At 41.5% G+C, this 15,134-nt stretch carries 15 protein-coding genes and 1 other RNA gene; 14 read left to right on the top strand and 2 right to left on the bottom strand.

Going from position 1 to position 15,134, the window contains the following annotated elements:
- Positions 1-89: 89 nt before the first annotated feature.
- The 14 genes from LCM09_RS05800 to LCM09_RS05735 all read left to right on the top strand — a co-directional run bounded on the left by LCM09_RS05800 (position 90) and on the right by LCM09_RS05735 (position 14,097).
- Complete coding sequence (locus LCM09_RS05800) at positions 90-1,118, top strand: sugar-binding transcriptional regulator (RefSeq protein ID WP_224879483.1); 1,029 nt, start codon at positions 90-92, stop codon at positions 1,116-1,118.
- A gap of 57 nt (positions 1,119-1,175) precedes the next feature.
- Positions 1,176-2,183 (top strand): type I glyceraldehyde-3-phosphate dehydrogenase, encoded by a 1,008-nt coding sequence (gene gap, locus LCM09_RS05795; protein WP_224879481.1) that lies wholly within the window; start codon positions 1,176-1,178, stop codon positions 2,181-2,183.
- Between the two features lie 149 nt (positions 2,184-2,332).
- Positions 2,333-3,517: a phosphoglycerate kinase gene (locus LCM09_RS05790; protein WP_224879479.1), complete on the top strand. Its 1,185-nt coding sequence runs from the start codon at positions 2,333-2,335 to the stop codon at positions 3,515-3,517.
- 37 nt (positions 3,518-3,554) lie between these two features.
- Entirely contained in the window at positions 3,555-4,316 is a 762-nt protein-coding gene (gene tpiA / locus LCM09_RS05785) for a triose-phosphate isomerase (protein WP_224879477.1), read from the top strand.
- Positions 4,309-5,841, top strand: a complete 1,533-nt coding sequence (gene gpmI / locus LCM09_RS05780) for a 2,3-bisphosphoglycerate-independent phosphoglycerate mutase (RefSeq protein WP_224879475.1) — start codon at positions 4,309-4,311, stop codon at positions 5,839-5,841. Before tpiA ends, gpmI begins: the two co-directional genes overlap by 8 nt.
- 24 nt (positions 5,842-5,865) lie before the next feature.
- Positions 5,866-7,155: a phosphopyruvate hydratase gene (gene eno / locus LCM09_RS05775; protein ID WP_224879473.1), complete on the top strand. Its 1,290-nt coding sequence runs from the start codon at positions 5,866-5,868 to the stop codon at positions 7,153-7,155.
- 136 nt (positions 7,156-7,291) lie between these two features.
- On the top strand, positions 7,292-7,522 hold the full coding sequence (gene secG / locus LCM09_RS05770) for a preprotein translocase subunit SecG (RefSeq protein ID WP_224879471.1): 231 nt from the start codon (positions 7,292-7,294) through the stop codon (positions 7,520-7,522).
- A 233-nt stretch (positions 7,523-7,755) separates the two neighbouring features.
- Positions 7,756-8,505: an alpha/beta hydrolase gene (locus tag LCM09_RS05765; RefSeq protein ID WP_318246495.1), complete on the top strand. Its 750-nt coding sequence runs from the start codon at positions 7,756-7,758 to the stop codon at positions 8,503-8,505.
- A gap of 64 nt (positions 8,506-8,569) precedes the next feature.
- The gene (rnr, locus tag LCM09_RS05760; RefSeq protein ID WP_224879467.1) at positions 8,570-10,858 is read left to right on the top strand and encodes a ribonuclease R; all 2,289 of its coding nucleotides are present in this window, start codon (positions 8,570-8,572) and stop codon (positions 10,856-10,858) included.
- Positions 10,859-10,953: 95 nt separating this feature from the next.
- A complete protein-coding gene (gene smpB / locus LCM09_RS05755) occupies positions 10,954-11,421 on the top strand; it encodes an SsrA-binding protein SmpB (protein ID WP_224879465.1) in 468 nt (155 codons plus the stop codon).
- A gap of 96 nt (positions 11,422-11,517) precedes the next feature.
- Positions 11,518-11,876, top strand: a transfer-messenger RNA (tmRNA) gene (gene ssrA / locus LCM09_RS05750).
- Positions 11,877-12,004: 128 nt separating this feature from the next.
- Positions 12,005-12,631: a TVP38/TMEM64 family protein gene (locus tag LCM09_RS05745; RefSeq protein WP_224879463.1), complete on the top strand. Its 627-nt coding sequence runs from the start codon at positions 12,005-12,007 to the stop codon at positions 12,629-12,631.
- A gap of 121 nt (positions 12,632-12,752) precedes the next feature.
- Positions 12,753-13,694 carry a helix-turn-helix domain-containing protein gene (locus tag LCM09_RS05740; RefSeq protein ID WP_224879461.1) on the top strand — a complete coding sequence of 314 codons (942 nt, stop codon included), beginning with the start codon at positions 12,753-12,755 and terminating at the stop codon, positions 13,692-13,694.
- 16 nt (positions 13,695-13,710) lie between these two features.
- The gene (locus LCM09_RS05735; RefSeq protein WP_224879459.1) at positions 13,711-14,097 is read left to right on the top strand and encodes a DUF1761 domain-containing protein; all 387 of its coding nucleotides are present in this window, start codon (positions 13,711-13,713) and stop codon (positions 14,095-14,097) included.
- 40 nt (positions 14,098-14,137) lie between these two features.
- Here LCM09_RS05735 and LCM09_RS05730 read toward each other — a convergent pair whose 3' ends face one another.
- Together LCM09_RS05730 and LCM09_RS05725 are read right to left on the bottom strand one after the other, a co-directional pair.
- On the bottom strand, positions 14,138-14,560 hold the full coding sequence (locus LCM09_RS05730; protein ID WP_224879457.1) for a hypothetical protein: 423 nt from the start codon (positions 14,558-14,560) through the stop codon (positions 14,138-14,140).
- 58 nt (positions 14,561-14,618) lie between these two features.
- The gene (locus LCM09_RS05725; RefSeq protein WP_224879455.1) at positions 14,619-15,038 is read right to left on the bottom strand and encodes a hypothetical protein; all 420 of its coding nucleotides are present in this window, start codon (positions 15,036-15,038) and stop codon (positions 14,619-14,621) included.
- Between the last annotated feature and the right edge of the window lie 96 nt (positions 15,039-15,134).

Raw genomic sequence — 15,134 nt, 5'->3', positions numbered from 1 at the left:
TCTTTTTTTGATTCAGGTGGGACTGAAAATGTCTAACCGGGACATAATACGTCTCATGAAGATAAAAAGAACTGCAGGGGAGACGAACAATGCGCTCATTACTCGCACTTCAACAAAAATTATTGCCAGACCTTCTAGAAGTCATGAACAAGCGTTATCGTGTTCTCAGGCAGCTGAGACTCACGCAACCTATTGGACGCAGAAGTCTCGCGAACAGTCTGGATATAACAGAAAGAGTTCTTAGGAGTGAAGTGACTTTCCTGAAAGATCAAGGTTTGATCGACATGTCGATTCAAGGCATGCAGCTAACTGAGGAAGGTGAGCAACTATTAATGGAGCTCGAACCTGTTATGAACGAAGTTTCTGGTCTAGATAATCTGGAAGAACGGTTGAAAGACAAACTTGGTATTCCAGAAGTACTTATTGTACCCGGTGATAGCGATGTTACTCCCTGGGTAAAGAAAGAAATGGGCAGAGCCGCAGTGGGACGCCTCAAAAGGTTTCAGCTTCAAAGTAAGGTAATAGCTGTTACTGGCGGTACCACGCTCGCGAGTGTTGCTGATATGATGATTCCCTCGCAAGATACGGATGGAACACTATTTGTACCGGCACGTGGTGGTCTAGGTGAACAGGTTGAAAACCAGGCTAACACGATTTGCGCGAAGATGGCACGAAAAGCCCATACAGATTATCGTTTGCTTCACGTTCCAGATCAGCTTAGTGAAGAAGCATACCAATCATTAATCGAAGAACCAGGCGTCAAGGAAATCCTTGAAATTATCAAATCTGCCAGTATTGTGGTTCATGGGATTGGAGATGCTAAAACAATGGCTGTGCGGCGTAAATCAACAACTGAGGTTTTAGAGAAAATCGAAGAAAACCAAGCTGTTGCGGAGGCGTTTGGATATTACTTCAACCAATCCGGAGACGTTGTACACAAGGTGAAGACCATTGGATTACAGCTAGAAGATTTAGAACGAAGTGAACTGGTTATTGCAGTTGCAGGTGGCCATTCAAAAGCAAATGCGATTGAAGCTTATCTGAAAACTGGTATTCAAAGCACCCTCGTCACTGATGAGGGAGCAGCAAAAGCGTTACTAGAGGGATTTTCCCTTTAATAAATAAAATTATTAGATACCTCGGGAAACGAGGAACATTCAAGGAGGAATTATACAATGGCAACAAAAGTAGGTATTAATGGTTTTGGACGTATTGGTCGTAACGTATTTCGTGCAGCACTAAACAACCCAAATGTAGAGATCGTTGCAGTTAACGACCTTACAGATGCTAACATGCTAGCACACCTTTTGAAGTATGACACGATCCACGGAGAACTAAATGTAGAAGTTGAAGTTAACGGTGAGAACCTTGTAGTTAACGGATCTGAAATCAAAGTTCTTTCTGAGCGCGACCCTGCACAACTTGGTTGGGGAGACCTTGGCGTAGAGGTTGTTGTTGAATCTACTGGTCGTTTCACGAACCGTGAAGACGCTGCTAAGCACATGGAAGCAGGCGCTAAAAAAGTTATCATTTCTGCTCCAGCTAAGAACGAAGACATCACAGTTGTTCTTGGTGTAAACGAAGATAAGTACGATGCAGATAACCATCACGTCCTTTCAAATGCATCTTGTACAACAAACTGTCTAGCTCCAGTTGCTAAAGTATTGAACGACAAGTTCGGTATTAAGCGTGGTCTTATGACAACAGTTCACTCTTACACAAATGATCAGCAAATTCTTGATCTTCCACATAAAGATTATCGTCGTGCTCGTGCAGCTGCTGAAAACATCATCCCAACTTCAACAGGCGCTGCTAAGGCAGTATCTCTAGTACTTCCTGAGCTTGATGGTAAGTTGAACGGTATGGCTATGCGTGTACCAACTCCAAACGTATCAATCGTTGACCTAGTAGCAGAACTAGACGCAGATGTAACAGTTGATGAAGTTAACGCTGCACTAAAAGAAGCTGCTGAAGGTGACCTACAAGGCTATCTTGGTTACAGCGAAGAGCCACTTGTATCAAAAGACTACAATGGTAACCCTCATTCTTCAATTGTAGATGCAATTTCTACAATGAACATTGACGGTAACATGGTTAAAGTTGTTTCTTGGTACGACAACGAGTGGGGTTATTCTAACCGTGTAGTAGATCTAGTCGACTACGTTGCATCAAAAGGGCTATAATAAGAATTGTGAATAATGGGGGAGGAAGTCAGGAGCCTTCCTCCTTTTCCATTGGTTTTTTTAGCTCTATTTTAGGATAAATAAACAGTATGTCACATGTAATGTGATGATTTTATCCTCACTAAGACGTGCAAAGGAGGAATATCCGTATGAACAAGAAATCGATTCGTGACGTAGCTTTGCAAGGTAAAACGGTATTTTGCCGCGTTGATTTTAACGTACCTATGGAAAACGGTAACGTCACAGATGAAACTCGTATCAAAGCAGCACTTCCTACGATTCAGTATCTTTCTGAGCAGGGAGCAAAGGTAATTCTTGCAAGTCATCTTGGTCGTCCAAAAGGTCAGGCTGTCGATGAACTTCGTCTGGATCCTGTTGCTGACCGTCTGAGTGACCTAGTTGGAAAAACAGTTACAAAAACAGATGCAGTATATGGTGATGAAGTGAATCGTGCGATCAGTGATCTTCAAGAAGGTGACCTTCTGTTGATCGAAAACGTACGTTTTGAAGCTGGTGAAGAGAAGAACGACGCTGATCTTGCGAAAGAATTTGCTAATATGGCAGATCTTTTTGTGAATGATGCATTCGGAGCAGCTCACCGTGCACATGCTTCAACTGAAGGCATCGCACACCACATCCCTGCTGTAGCTGGTTTCTTAATGGAAAAAGAGCTTGAAGTACTTGGTAGTGCGCTTACAGAACCTTCTCGCCCATTCACAGCGATCGTAGGAGGAGCGAAAGTAAAAGATAAGATCGGCGTAATCGACCACTTGCTCGATAGAGTGGACAACTTGATTATTGGTGGCGGTCTTGCTTATACATTCGTAAAAGCACTTGGTCATGAAATCGGTCAATCTCTTCTTGAAGAAGATAAGATTGAGCTTGCAAAATCCTTCATGGATAAAGCAAAAGAAAAAGGCGTTAATTTCTATATGCCACAGGACGTTATCATTGGAGATGATTTCTCAAATGATGCGAATACGAAAGCTGTAAGCATCGAAGAAATTCCTTCTGACTGGGAAGCTCTTGATATCGGACCGAAAACAAGAGAAACGTACAAAAGCGTTATTCAAGATTCCAAGCTAGTTATCTGGAATGGCCCTATGGGTGTATTTGAACTTGATGTGTATGCAAATGGTACGAAGGCAGTAGCTGAAGCTCTTGCTGATGCGAACGATACTTATTCAATTATCGGTGGCGGTGACTCCGCAGCAGCTGTTGAGAAGTTTGGCTATGCAGATCGTATGAGCCACATCTCTACTGGCGGCGGTGCATCTCTTGAGTTCATGGAAGGAAAAGAACTTCCTGGAGTCGTTGCACTAAACGATAAATAAATTACAATTACTACTACCAAAAGGATGGTGAGTGAACATGCGTAAACCAATCATCGCAGGGAACTGGAAGATGAACAAAACACTTACTGAGACGAAGAGCTTCGTCGATGAAGTAAAAGGACTAATTCCAAGTGGCGACCGCGTGGATTCAGTCGTCTGTGCTCCAGCTCTTTTCCTTGATTATCTAACGGATGAGCTTAAAGGCAATGCGCTAATGACTGGTGCACAAAACATGCACTTTGAGGAAAATGGGGCTTTCACAGGTGAAATTAGCCCTGTGGCACTTAACGATCTTGGCGTAGAATATGTCATCCTTGGTCACTCTGAACGTCGTGAGCTTTTCGGTGAAACGGACGAAATCGTTAACCAAAAAACTCATTCAGCGTTCAAACATAATATCACACCGATCATTTGCGTTGGGGAATCGCTGGAACAGCGTGAAAGCAACGAAATGGAAGCTGTTGTGAAAGTACAGGTCCAAAAAGCGATTTCAGGCCTTACGAATGAACAAGTATCTCAGGCTGTTATTGCATATGAACCGATTTGGGCAATTGGAACAGGTAAAACTGCAACAAGTGAGCAAGCGAATGAAGCATGTGCATTTATTCGTAACGTTCTTAAAGAAGAAACGTCTGAAGAAGCAGCAAATGCTGTTCGAATTCAGTACGGCGGCAGTGTAAAACCTGCTAATATCGATGAGCTTATGAGTCAATCTGATATCGATGGTGCTCTTGTTGGAGGCGCTAGTCTAGATGCTAAGTCTTTCCTACAGCTTTTGGAGGCTGGTCAGAATGCCTAAGAAGCCAAATGCTCTCATCATTCTCGACGGCTTCGGCCTTAGAGATGAAGAGAAAGGAAATGCAGTAGCAAAGGCTAATAAGCCGAATTTTGACCGCTATTGGAATCAGTATCCACACGCAACCCTTGAAGCTTCAGGGGAAGCTGTTGGTCTTCCAGACGGGCAAATGGGGAATTCTGAAGTTGGACATTTGAATATCGGTGCCGGCCGTATCGTTTATCAAAGTCTGACTAGAGTAAACCTTGCTATTAAAGAAGGCGACTTTTACGAGAACCAAACATTTATTGATGCGATGGATCACGCGAAGGAAAAAGGAACAAGCCTACACTTGTTCGGACTTCTTTCAGATGGTGGAATCCACAGTCATATCAAACATCTTTTTGCTCTTCTTGAGCTCGCAGCTAAGAAAGATGTTAAGAATGTGTATGTGCACGGCTTTCTAGATGGAAGAGACGTTGGTCAGCAATCAGCTAAGACTTACATCAAGCAGCTTCAAGACAAAATGGACGACCTCGGAGTAGGACGCCTTGCAACGATATCAGGCCGATATTATTCGATGGATCGTGACAAGCGTTGGGACCGGGTTAAGAAATCTTACCAAGCGCTTGCTTATGGTGAAGGTCCTTCATACAAAGACCCATATGAAGTTATCGATGATAACTACAAGAATGAAATCTATGATGAGTTTGTTCTTCCTTCCGTACTAACTGAAGAAGACGGCTCACCAATTGCGACGGTAGATAGCGAAGATGCAGTCATCTTCTTTAACTTCCGTCCCGACCGAGCAATTCAGATTTCACAAGTCTTTACAAATGAAGATTTCCGTGGCTTTGACCGTGGCGAAAATCATCCAAAAGACATTCACTTTGTCTCATTGACACACTTCAGTGAAACAGTGGGTGCAGATGTTGCCTTTAAACCAGTTAATCTTGATAACACCCTTGGTGAGGTACTGTCTCAACAAGATTATACTCAGCTTCGTATCGCTGAAACTGAAAAATATCCTCACGTAACGTTCTTCTTTAGTGGTGGACGTGAAGAGGAATTCCCTGGGGAAGAACGTATTCTGATCGACTCCCCTAAGGTTGCTACTTATGATTTACAGCCGGAGATGAGTGCTTATGAAGTAACGGACGCGTTACTGAAAGAACTTGATGCGGATAAACATGATGCAATCATATTGAATTTTGCTAACCCAGACATGGTGGGGCATTCCGGAATGCTCGAACCTACAGTCAAAGCCATTGAAGCTGTTGACGAATGTCTTGGTAAGATTGTTGATAAAATTAAGGAAAAAGGCGGAAATGCTATCATTACCGCTGATCACGGGAACTCTGATGAAGTTACGACACTCGATGGTGACGCAATGACCGCTCATACAACGAGTCCTGTACCTGTTATTGTTACTAAAGAAGGAGCAGAGCTTCGTACAGATGGAATTCTTGCGGATCTATCTCCGACTCTTCTTGAACTACTAGGTGGAAACCAACCTAAAGAAATGACAGGAAAATCATTAATTAAATAACCTAAATTAAAAGGAGATGACAATATGCCAATCATTACTGACGTATATGCACGCGAAGTCCTTGACTCCCGTGGCAATCCAACAGTTGAAGTAGAAGTATTTACAGATGCAGGCGTAAAATCACGCGCTATGGTACCATCTGGTGCATCCACTGGCGAATACGAAGCAGTTGAGCTTCGTGATGGCGACAAAGGCCGCTACCTTGGTAAAGGTGTAGAAAAAGCAGTAGCTAACATTAACGAAACAATCGCTCCTGAACTAGTAGGCATGAGCATTTATGACCAGCTTGGAATCGACAACATGATGATCGACATGGATGGTACTGACAACAAAGCGAAGCTAGGTGCTAACGCAATCCTAGGCGTATCCATGGCTGTAGCTCGTGCTGCTGCTGAAGAGCTTGAGCTTCCACTTTATGTTTACCTTGGTGGATTCAACGCGAAAACTCTTCCAACACCAATGATGAACATTCTTAACGGTGGAGAACACGCTGATAACAACGTAGACATCCAGGAATTCATGGTTATGCCTGTTGGCGCACCTTCTTTCAAGGAAGCACTACGTACTGGTGCAGAAATCTTCCACAGCCTGAAAGGTGTTCTTAAAGAAAAAGGTCTTAACACTTCTGTTGGTGACGAAGGCGGATTTGCTCCTAACCTTGGTTCAAACGAAGAAGCAATTCAAACAATCATTGAAGCAATCGAAAAAGCTGGTTACAAGCCAGGCGAAGAAGTTATGCTTGCTCTTGACGTAGCATCTTCTGAAATCTACAAAGACGGCAAATACGATCTTGCTGGTGAAGGTGTCGTTAAGACATCTGAAGAAATGATCGAATTCTATAGCCAACTTTGCGAGAAGTACCCAATCATCTCCATTGAAGATGGTCTAGATGAAAACGATTGGGAAGGCTGGGAGAAGCTAACTCAAGCACTTGGTGAGAAAGTTCAGCTTGTTGGTGACGACCTGTTCGTTACAAACACAAACAAACTTTCTGAAGGAATCGAGCGCGGCGTTGGTAACTCAATCCTTATTAAAGTGAACCAAATCGGTACACTTACTGAAACGTTCGAAGCAATCGAAATGGCGAAACGCGCTGGTTACACAGCTGTTATCTCTCACCGTTCTGGTGAAACAGAAGATACTACGATCGCTGACATCGCTGTTGCGACAAACGCTGGACAAATCAAAACAGGCGCACCGTCTCGTACGGACCGCGTAGCGAAATACAACCAGCTACTACGTATTGAAGATGAGCTAGAGCATCTTGCAGTATACGGTGGTAAGACAAGCTTCTATAACCTTGCTAACAAGTAAGGTCTGCTATTCCCCCTCATATCCATGAGGGGGTTTTGTTTTTGCTAGAACGACGTATTCCAAAATTTATTGCTTTTATCGAATTTTTTGTGGTAAATTTATAGTATTGGAAGGTTAATGTCCGGGAGGTGGAATCATGCATTTAGCAGCATCTATTGCGTTAATCATCGTATCGATCTTACTCATCACTGTAGTATTGCTTCAATCAGGTAAAAGCGCAGGTTTATCAGGAGCAATTACTGGTGGCGCTGAACAGTTATTTGGAAAGCAAAAAGCACGCGGTTTTGAAGCCGTATTAAATAAAATAACGGTAGTACTCGCAGTACTATTCTTTGTTCTTTCTATTCTAGTTGCGTACCTCGTGTAACGCAGGGGGCAGCAAGTGATGAACCACTTGCTGCTTTTTTATTTCCTAAAAAGTTAGGCATGAATAACAAAGGGTACTAGATGGTTTTCTACATAATAAATCAGGGTAGGAAAAATAACAGGAGCACTTTCCTTTAGCCTCCCTTATGAAAAAGGTAAAATGCAGATAGAAATGATAATCATATAAATCTAAGGAAAAGCTACAGATAGGTAGAGATTTAGGAGGAGGAACACATCATGAAAGTTGTTGCACCAAAGCCGTTTACATTTGAAGGAGGCAATAGGGCGGTATTGATGCTCCATGGGTTTACAGGAAACTCAGCAGATGTCCGGATGATGGGGAGATATTTACAGGAGCAAGGATATACCTGTCATGCTCCACAATATAAAGGACACGGCGTGCCACCGGAAGAATTAGTACATACGGGACCTACTGATTGGTGGAAAGACGTAGAAGAAGGATATAACAAGCTGAAGGAAATGGGATATGAAGAAATCGCAGTTGTAGGATTATCCCTAGGAGGCGTATTTTCGCTCAAGCTAGGCTATACTGTTCCTGTAAAGGGAATCGTACCCATGTGTGCTCCAATGGATATGAAAGATGAAGAGACCATGTATGAGGGCGTTCTTGCATATGCGCGAGAATATAAAAAATACGAACGTAAATCTCCTGAGCAAATAGAAGAAGAAATGGAAGCGTTCAAAGAAACACCTATGAACACTCTTGGTGAGCTAAGAGATTTAATCTACGACGTGAGAGAAAACATCGATATGATTTATGCTCCAGCGTTCGTGGTTCAAGCAAGACATGATGAAATGATCAATACAGATAGTGCTAATGTGATTCATGACAACATCGAGTCAGATGAGAAAAGCCTTAAATGGTATGAGAATTCAACTCACGCAATTACGCTTGGAAAAGAAAAAGAAGAACTTCATCAAGATGTCCTCGAATTCTTAAATGGACTCGATTGGAAAGAGTGAAAATCACATTAACATATTTGAAGGAAGGTGAAACGATTTGGCAGAAGAACACGTGCAGAAAATAATGAGTTACATGAAAGACGAAGCATATAAACCACTAACCGTTAAAGAACTTGAAGAAGTGTTTGGACTTGAAGATTCAAGTGAATTCAAAAATTTCGTTCAAACTCTTAATAAGATGGAAGACGATGGTCTTATCGTACGGACGCGAACAAATCGATATGGTTTACCAGAAAAGATGAACCTTGTTCGAGGTAAACTACAAGTTCACGCAAAAGGATTTGCGTTTCTAATCGCTGAAGGTGAAACAGACGAGAAAGACGTATACATCAATCAAGGCGATTTGAACGGAGCAATGAACGGAGACCGTGTCATCGTACGCTTACATTCTAAGTCGTCTGGTTCCCGCCCAGAAGGTACGGTTATTCGCATCATTGAACGAGGTGTGAAGCGGACTGTCGGAACGTATTCTGATAGTAAGCATTTTGGTTTCGTAATAGCAGATGATAAGCGAATTCCTCATGATATATTTATTCCAAAAGGCTCCACTGCTGGTGCTGTAGATGGACACAAAGTAGTCGTTGAAATTACGAAGTATCCTGAAGGAAGAATGAGTGCTGAAGGAAAAGTTACTGAGATTCTTGGTCATAAAAATGATCCGGGTGTAGATATTCTTTCCATCATCCACAAGCATGAGCTTCCTGGAGAATTTCCAGACGCTGCGATGGATCAGGCGACAAAAACGCCAGATCAAATCGATGAGAAAGAAATAGAGGGCCGTAGAGACCTTCGAGACGAGACGATCGTTACGATCGATGGTGCAGATGCAAAAGACCTTGATGATGCTGTTAACGTTGAAAAACTATCCAACGGGAACTACAAGCTTGGCGTCCATATCGCTGACGTAACGTATTACGTGACTGAAAACTCCCCAATCGATCAAGAAGCATTAGAAAGAGGAACAAGTGTCTATCTGGTTGACCGTGTAATACCTATGATTCCTCACCGGTTATCAAATGGAATTTGTAGTTTGAATCCGAAGGTCGACAGACTGACGATTTCATGCGAGATGGAAATCACCACTGGTGGTGAAGTTGTTAACCATGAGATTTTCCCTAGTGTCATCAAAACAACCGAAAGAATGACGTACACTGATGTACGAAAGATCTTAAATCGTGAAGATGATGAGGTGCTTGAACGCTATAAGTCACTAGTGCCATTCTTTGATGGTATGGGAGAGCTTGCTGAAATCTTACGTAAAAACCGCTTCGAACGAGGCGCAATTGACTTCGATTTCGCTGAAGCAAAAGTTCTTGTAGATGAAGAGGGAAGCCCAGAAGAAATCGTTTTGAGAGAACGTTCTGTAGCAGAACGACTCATCGAAGAATTCATGCTCGTTGCAAACGAAACCGTTGCACAGCATTTCCACTGGATGGATATCCCGTTCATGTATCGTATTCACGAAGATCCAGATTCTGAAAAGCTAGATACGTTCTTTGAATTCATCACGAACTTCGGTTATGCTATTCGCGGAAATGCGAACACCGTACACCCACGTGCTCTTCAAGAGCTATTAGAAGAAGTGAAAGGTGAACCGGAAGAAGCAGTCATAAGTAAAGTGATGCTTAGGTCTATGCAACAGGCGAAATACTTCCCTGAGAGTCTTGGGCATTTCGGACTTTCGACAGAGTTCTATACACACTTCACATCTCCTATTCGTCGTTACCCGGATCTAATCGTACACAGATTGATTCGTACGTATCTTTTCGAAAAGAAGGTCGACAACCAAACGCGCGCAAAATGGCAAGAAGCGCTTGGAGAAATTGCACAGCACGCTTCTGCGATGGAAAGAAGAGCAGTTGATGCCGAACGTGAAACAGATGATCTGAAAAAAGCACAGTTTATGGAAGACAAAGTTGGGGAAGAGTTTGAAGGCGTAATCAGTGGTGTAACGAACTTCGGACTGTTTGTTGAACTTCCGAACACAATCGAAGGTCTCGTTCATGTAAGCTACCTAACTGACGATTACTACCATTACGATGAGGGCGCATACGCTATGATCGGTGAACGTACAGGGAATGTTTATCGAATCGGTGATGAGATTTCGATTCGCGTCCAGAACGTCAATGTCGATGAACGAGCAATCGACTTCGAAATCGTCGGAATGAAACCACCTAAACAGCGTCGCCGCAAAGAGAGCCCTAAGGTTATCCAAGGCGGTCAACGTAAGAAGCGTGGTAAATCCAATAAGACGACAGATGAAGGTTCCAAAAAGCGTAAGTTTACGCCGCCAAAGAACGGTCAAGGCACAAAGAAATCAAAAAAGAAAAAGCGTAAGCCTGGAAAAAAATAAGAGGTAACAAGCACATTTTGGTCGGAATAGGTCATCTTGACTTATTCTGACCATCTTGTTATACTGGTTTTTGACGCTTGAGAGGGGGAACAGTCATGCCAAGAGGCGATGGTAATCTTATTGCACAAAATAGGAAAGCAAGACATGATTATTCAGTTATCGAAACATACGAAGCAGGATTAGTTCTACAGGGTACTGAAATCAAATCCCTCAGGGCAAGACGTGTGAACTTAAAAGACTCTCATGCCATCATTCGTAAAGGTGAAATCTTTCTCCTGAATATGCACATCAACGAGTATGAGCAAGGAAATCGTTATAATCACGATCCAACTCGTACACGTAAGCTATTGATGAAACGGAAAGAGATTGATAAGCTTATTGGCCTTACGAAAGAACAAGGTTATACACTTATTCCGCTGAAAGTCTATATTAAGAATGGCTATGCAAAAGTGCTTCTAGGCCTAGCTAAGGGTAAGAAAAAGTACGATAAGCGCCAGGATCTGAAAGATAAGACAATGAAGCGTGAAGTGGATAAAGCATTGAAAGAGCGTCAACGGATATAGTTTCCATTTGATTACAAACGCTCATATGTTATAATAAAAAGTACCGAAACATCCATATAAGCTTAAGTGCTTCCCGTTTTCGGTTCTCATTCACATGGGGACGTTACGGATTCGACAGGGATAGGTCGAGCTTAAGTCGCGAGTCGAGTTGGCGAGCTACGTTAAAAACGCCACGCCTATAATTGGCAAAGAAAACAACAACTTCGCACTAGCAGCATAAACTGCTTTGCGGTTCCTCCCTCCATCGCCCATGTGGTAGGGTAAGGGACTCAACTTAAGTGGGATACGCCGACGATCCACCGTCTGAGGAAAGTCGGAAGAGATTAATCAGACTAGCTACAAGGAAGCCTGTCGTTAGGCTGAATTGTAGTGAAACGCTAATATAACGACTACACTCGTAGAAGCTTAAGTGCCGATATCTCTGGACGTGGGTTCGACTCCCACCGTCTCCACCAATACATATGTTGGTGGTTTTTTTAATAGAAATAATCTTTAGAAACAGTCCTTTTAATAAGGAAGTGAGTATATAAAAGCTACGCGCATAGTACTAATAACCGCATTGATTTTCATTGGATTAATTATCATGCTAACTCCCTCATTAAGAGAAGTAGTAAGCATCTTATTTTCAAAGAATGGGTTAGAAGATTTAAAGGACTACATGTTGAACTTGGGACACTGGGGACCGGTTTTTGCAATTTCTCTCATGATTCTCCACAGTGTCATCTTTATTCCTTCTGAAATCATCTTGTTTGCTAACATCTATATATTTGGCTTTACTCTTGGACTTATTTATACATGGATCGGGTCTATGTTGGGCGCATATTTATCGTTTTATCTTGCGCGATTATTTGGTCGGCCTCTTGTAGTCAAATTCGTATCGAATGAAAAACTCCAGAAGTTTGATAGCTGGTTCGCCAAAAACGGCCTAACTGGGTTATTCACATTGAGACTTATCCCCTTATTCTCGTTTAACTTACTTAACTATGGTGCCGGTTTATTAACAATCACGTTCTGGCAATTCACCTGGACCACTTCTATTGGTATCATCCCTCCGATGATCGTGATGGCATGGTTGTATGTAAACTCGCTGCAATCGAACTTGGGACTTATCCTCTTACTAGCAGTAGTTTCGATGTTTATCCTGATTAAATTCATGAGAAAAAAAGTTCAAAGAACAAGGTTGTCTCGCTTAGAAAATGAGAATGAATAACAAAATGATGAAGGACTCGACTCAAGACGTCGAGTCTTTTTTTATTTTCATGGTAAACTAATGGGTAGATAATGTTGAAAATTCTAAAACAGTATAAAACGTGACCGTTAGGAGTTTTATCATGACCCCTGAACATGAACAGAATAAACAGATAAGTAAAGTGTTGCAATACATAGAAGCTCATCTTACTGAACCGTTACAGCTCGAAAATGTTGCGAAAGTCTCAACATACTCTCCGTATTACTTCCAAAGACTATTCAAAAAAATTGTTGGAGAATCACCGGCGAACTATATCAAAAGACTTCGACTAGAAAATGCAGCTCACCTGTTGATTTATGAGCCCCATATGCCGGTTACAACAATCGCATATCAGTCTGGCTTCTCGTCTTTGTCTTACTTTACATACTCATTTAAAGCATATTTTGAAATGAGTCCTAAGCGGTGGCGAGAAGGAGCTTATCTAGAACGATTTACTAGAGAATATCAAGATAGCAAGAAATCTAAACTACTTAACAATAATATGAAAGCTGTTTCTCAAACGAACAACTATAATGAATTTAGGTGGTTAGACCTATCTGCCGTAAAAACAGTTCAATTGAAGCGATGCTCTACCGTTAAGCGGATTTGTACGGGACCTTATACAGAAGGACTTCCAGAGGTTTGGGAAGAGCTGTATCACTGGGCAAATGCTAGAGGATATCATCAAGATCATCTTTTTACATTTGGCATCCCTAAGAACAACCCTTACATTACCCCACCTGAGAAAAGTCAATATGAGTGTTGTTTAGGGTTACACTTGGAATATCAAGACTTGGAAGACGAAGTAATAGGGGATTTTGAAGGGGGTAATCACGTCCTTTTTGAGTTTGAAGAACCTTTACATTATAGTGAGAGAGAGAAGATCATCGAGTGTTATGCCGAACTCTATAGTATCTGGTTGCCAAAGAGTGGCTATCGATACTTGAGTAATCCCATTGAGGTTGTTCAATTGGAACGAGAAGAAAATTCTTTAACAGTGAATTGCAAAATTAAGGCAATAGGTTTAGCGATTGAACCAAAATAGTATCGGAGGAATTCTTATGACTGATATAAGTATTATCGCTTTTATTGCTGGTGGATTGTTATATATGGTATATGGGGGGATATACTACTCTGTCTTGTTATCGGACAAGAAGAGTAAGAACGAATCGTTTTCACAACAAGAAACAAAAGGTGCTATCAAGTACGTTTTTGCAGTTCTGATTGCATTCATTTCTTCTTTTATCGTCGCGTTATTTGTACAGATGAGCGGGGAAGTAGGAGTATTGTCCGGTGCAGGAATCGGATTGCTCATAGGTACGGTTATTACGATGGTCTATTTAAAAAATCACCTGTTTGGCTTAATGAGTAAAAAAGCCTTTATTATCGCGATCGGTGATCATCTTGTAGTCTTTACCTTACTTGGTATACTCCATGGATTGATCTAAGACTTTAAAAACCCACCAAAGGTGGGTTTATTGTTTGGATTCATACTCTAAAGGATGCTAACAATAACCCAAAAGTTACGGTAGTCAAAAGAGTAATGAATACACTCATTCCAATTATATTCTGTTCTATTTGTAAGCTATATAAGCTTGGTAATCTACATAATGAAGGGTCTACGAGTATCGCCCCAAGCATCGTTCCCATCAAAGCAGCTGTCATACCATGAAAATAGCCTATCAGCAAAGATTTAAATGTTTCTAACGCTCCAATACAGGTGCCTATGATTGCGCCAATTATAACCGTTGAAATAATGATCGCACTCGATTTATCTTGTAGTAGGAGAAAAAGGTGTAAGCCAATAGTGAAGCAAAGACTGGTACTATACAGTGTAGATGATATGATTGCAAAACGATCGCTAAATAACTTGCGAGACTTTCTTCCTTTTACAAAAACAAGATACCCCATTACACAATTAACTATAAGAGATAAAAAGAGATACAACTTCAAAAGCAACATCCCCTTATTACGATCTCCTAACTGACAAAAATAACAGTAGGTATGAAACCATAAGCAACATTTCAATGAAGATCAGAAATGGAAAGTTATTATTTGCTGCTGATCCAATCATAGGAGACATAAGTCCAAGCATCATTCCGTTACCATATCCAGTTAGCAACGTTTGATAATCAAATAATCCCCCAAATAAACTCCCTATAGTTACTCCAGTTAAAGTAGAAAGTATTGTTATTAATACAAAGTGAAAAGGATATTGATAAATTAACACAACTCCAGTTGACAGTGCCGTTATTCCCCCCACAATTATTGAGATGTTCATCCCCAATTGAAAACCGATTAGCTTCCTGTATTGGAAGAGGTAAAGATACATCAGAGTTGTTAGTAGAAAGTTCCCGTATAACATCCAACCGAGTATATTAATCTTCATTATATCCTCCCTAAAATGTAGTATTACTCTCTACACTTTATGTAGAGTAGGGTAAAACTATTTTTTCTAAAGCCCCTTCTTTTCTCATGTAGCGAT

It is taken from the genome of Guptibacillus algicola (assembly GCF_020171805.1).
Classification (GTDB): Bacteria; Bacillota; Bacilli; order Bacillales; family Guptibacillaceae; genus Guptibacillus; species Guptibacillus algicola.
This window is presented reverse-complemented; position numbering and strand designations above follow the sequence as displayed.

Bases quoted from the DNA above. Each gene is read 5' to 3' on its own strand.
- LCM09_RS05800 (WP_224879483.1), top strand. From the start codon at position 90: ATGCGCTCATTACTCGCACTTCAACAAAAATTATTGCCAGACCTTCTA.
- gap (WP_224879481.1), top strand. From the start codon at position 1,176: ATGGCAACAAAAGTAGGTATTAATGGTTTTGGACGTATTGGTCGTAAC.
- LCM09_RS05790 (WP_224879479.1), top strand. From the start codon at position 2,333: ATGAACAAGAAATCGATTCGTGACGTAGCTTTGCAAGGTAAAACGGTA.
- tpiA (WP_224879477.1), top strand. From the start codon at position 3,555: ATGCGTAAACCAATCATCGCAGGGAACTGGAAGATGAACAAAACACTT.
- gpmI (WP_224879475.1), top strand. From the start codon at position 4,309: ATGCCTAAGAAGCCAAATGCTCTCATCATTCTCGACGGCTTCGGCCTT.
- eno (WP_224879473.1), top strand. From the start codon at position 5,866: ATGCCAATCATTACTGACGTATATGCACGCGAAGTCCTTGACTCCCGT.
- secG (WP_224879471.1), top strand. From the start codon at position 7,292: ATGCATTTAGCAGCATCTATTGCGTTAATCATCGTATCGATCTTACTC.
- rnr (WP_224879467.1), top strand. From the start codon at position 8,570: ATGAGTTACATGAAAGACGAAGCATATAAACCACTAACCGTTAAAGAA.
- smpB (WP_224879465.1), top strand. From the start codon at position 10,954: ATGCCAAGAGGCGATGGTAATCTTATTGCACAAAATAGGAAAGCAAGA.
- LCM09_RS05745 (WP_224879463.1), top strand. From the start codon at position 12,005: ATGCTAACTCCCTCATTAAGAGAAGTAGTAAGCATCTTATTTTCAAAG.
- LCM09_RS05740 (WP_224879461.1), top strand. From the start codon at position 12,753: ATGACCCCTGAACATGAACAGAATAAACAGATAAGTAAAGTGTTGCAA.
- LCM09_RS05735 (WP_224879459.1), top strand. From the start codon at position 13,711: ATGACTGATATAAGTATTATCGCTTTTATTGCTGGTGGATTGTTATAT.
- LCM09_RS05730 (WP_224879457.1), bottom strand. From the start codon at position 14,560: ATGGGGTATCTTGTTTTTGTAAAAGGAAGAAAGTCTCGCAAGTTATTT.
- LCM09_RS05725 (WP_224879455.1), bottom strand. From the start codon at position 15,038: ATGAAGATTAATATACTCGGTTGGATGTTATACGGGAACTTTCTACTA.